We start from the raw sequence: 2,457 nt of genomic DNA on the forward strand, positions 1-2,457 counted from the left end.
CCGTGGGGCCGGCTAGCGGGGGAGGGCCGGCTTACCCCGCGGGGGCCGCTTATCCGTGGGGCCGACTTGCACGCTGGCGCCGCCTACGCGTCCTTCAACTGCTGCCGCTGCCGCCCGAGCCCGTCGATCTCCAGCTCCACGACGTCCCCGGCCCGCAGATACGGCTTCGGCTCGGGCTGCCCCATGGCCACGCCCGCCGGCGTACCGGTGTTGATGACGTCACCGGGGTACAGCGTCATGAACTGGCTCACGTACCGCACCACTTCGGCCACCGGGAAGATCTGGTCGGCGGTCGTGCCGTCCTGCTTCAGCTCGCCGTTGACCCAGAGCTTCAGGGAAAGCGCCTGCGGGTCCGGCACCTCGTCGGCGGTGACGAGCCAGGGACCCAGCGGGTTGAACGTCTCGCAGTTCTTGCCCTTGTCCCAGGTGCCGCCCCGCTCGATCTGGAACTCGCGCTCGGACACGTCGTGCGCCACCGCGTACCCCGCGACATGCGCGAGCGCCTCCTCGTGCGACCCGAGATAACGGGCCGTACGTCCGATGACCACGGCCAGCTCGACCTCCCAGTCGGTCTTCACCGACCGGCGCGGCACCAGGACGGTGTCGTCCGGGCCGATCACCGTATCCGCCGCCTTGAAGAAGACGACGGGCTCGGCGGGCGGCTCGGCGCCCGTCTCGCGGGCGTGGTCGTGGTAGTTGAGCCCGATGCAGACGACCTTGCCGATGCGCGCGACCGGCGGCCCGACGCGCAGCCCCGCGGCGGCGAGGACGGGGAGCTTCCCGGAGTCGGCGGCGGCCCGTATCCGGCCGAGGGCGTCCGCGTCGGCGAGCAGTTCCCCGTCGATGTCGGTGACGATCCCCGACAGGTCCCGCAGGGTCCCCTCGGCGTCGAGCAGCGCCGGACGCTCCGCCCCGGCCGTTCCGACTCGCAGCAGCTTCATGGTCGAACTCCATTCCTTCGGTAGCCCGGCCGATGGGTTGCGGCCATCGGAGGTTTGGTCGATCGTCCAAGCTCGCTGTCCGCTCCGCAATACCCCGTTCACGTACTGGACCCTTACTGGGCGGTAGCCAGGAGGGGTCACGGGTCACCCGGCGGCAGCCGGGAGGGGCGCCCCGTGCGGCATGTCCCGGTAGAGCACCGCCCGCTCGACGGCGCTCCAGGTCATGCTGGTCACGACATAGAGCGCGGCGGCGAGCGGCACCACGGCCACGGTGACCAGAGTCATGAACGACATCAACGGCATGGCCTTGGTGATCGCCCCCATGCCCGGCACCTGCTGGTCGCCGTCCGGCACCAGCGGAGTGGCCGCCATCTGCCGCTTGGTCCGCCCGTAGTTGAACGTGGCGACCGCGGCGACGATCACGAACAGCGCCAGATAGACGAGACCCGGCGCCCCGAAGAGCCCGCCGTCGGCCAGCGCGTCCATCCACCGACCGCCCAGCGGCGCCGAGCCGAGGGTGTGATCGAGCAGCGCACCGGCGTCCCCGCCGGAGAAGAGCTGGTAGAGCAGGAAGAAGGCAGGCAACTGAAAGAGACTCGGCAGACACCCGGAGAGCGGGGAGACCTTCTCCTCGCGGTGCAGTTCGAGGACGGCCTTCTGCAGCCGCTCGGGGTTCTTGGCGTGCTTCTTGCGCAGCTCGGCGATGCGCGGCGAGAGCTTGGCGCGCGCCTTCTGACCACGGGCCGAGGCGCGCGAGAGCGGAAGCACGAGGAGTCGTACGCAGGCGGTGAAGACGACGATCGCGGCGGCGGTCGCCGAGCCGTGGAAGACCGGGTCGAGCAGGTCGGCGAGGTGCGCGACCAGGTCTGCGAAGAGGGAGAAGAGGTCGGACATGGAGAAGCCCTCCGAGGGTTCCGTCGTGCCGGGGAAGGAGGTCGACTCGGCGGCGCGGAGTCGACTCGGCGTGACGGCCCACGAGGGGCGCGTGTGCGGGTGTAGGTGCGGGGTCCCCTACGCGGCCGTCAGGAGGGGACGGCCGGGTGCTCGGGGTCGCCTGCGGCCCCGGGCGTCGGGGTCGCGCTGGGGCAGGAAGGCGGTACGCCGTTCACGGTCGCGGATGGCCGTGCGCACGCGGGTGCGGGGCACGGCGGGCGCGCAGCGCGCGGCGATGACGGAACAGACGGCGAGCGCGGCCCCGGCGGCGGCGGTCGCGGCGAGCGCGACGGCGGCGGTGAGGCCGGAGCTGTCGACGAGGACGACCTCGACGAGCAGGAAGAGGAGGAGCAGGGCGGGGCGCGCGGCGGCTTTCACGTCACGCAGCAGTGCGTGCATGGTGGGCCTCCTCTCCCGCGGTGGTCGCTCACGTTTTCGGCTGTATGGCTGTACGGCTGTACGGATTCGGTTATACAGGATCGGCGGGGGAGCACCACCCACCAGAGCACCACCCGACGAGCCCCGAACCAAACCTGAACCCGAACCCGAACCTGAACGCGAACCTGAACCCCAACCCCCACCC

At 71.2% G+C, this 2,457-nt stretch carries 3 protein-coding genes; all 3 read right to left on the reverse strand.

Translation table 11 applies throughout. The features are described 5' to 3' along the window. Positions 1-83: 83 nt before the first annotated feature. Positions 84-941 (reverse strand): fumarylacetoacetate hydrolase family protein, encoded by an 858-nt coding sequence (locus GKQ77_RS31510; protein WP_219692532.1) that lies wholly within the window; start codon positions 939-941, stop codon positions 84-86. 144 nt (positions 942-1,085) lie between these two features. Then, a complete protein-coding gene (locus GKQ77_RS31515) occupies positions 1,086-1,835 on the reverse strand; it encodes a YidC/Oxa1 family membrane protein insertase (RefSeq protein ID WP_219692533.1) in 750 nt (249 codons plus the stop codon). 117 nt (positions 1,836-1,952) lie between these two features. Next, entirely contained in the window at positions 1,953-2,273 is a 321-nt protein-coding gene (locus tag GKQ77_RS31520) for a DUF6412 domain-containing protein (protein WP_219692534.1), read from the reverse strand. Positions 2,274-2,457: the final 184 nt, after the last annotated feature.

The organism is Streptomyces anatolicus, from assembly GCF_019400875.1.
Taxonomy (GTDB): domain Bacteria; phylum Actinomycetota; class Actinomycetes; order Streptomycetales; family Streptomycetaceae; genus Streptomyces; species Streptomyces anatolicus.

Coding starts and splice junctions, on each gene's coding strand:
- GKQ77_RS31510 (WP_219692532.1), bottom strand. CDS start 941: ATGAAGCTGCTGCGAGTCGGAACGGCCGGGGCGGAGCGTCCGGCGCTG.
- GKQ77_RS31515 (WP_219692533.1), bottom strand. CDS start 1,835: ATGTCCGACCTCTTCTCCCTCTTCGCAGACCTGGTCGCGCACCTCGCC.
- GKQ77_RS31520 (WP_219692534.1), bottom strand. CDS start 2,273: ATGCACGCACTGCTGCGTGACGTGAAAGCCGCCGCGCGCCCCGCCCTG.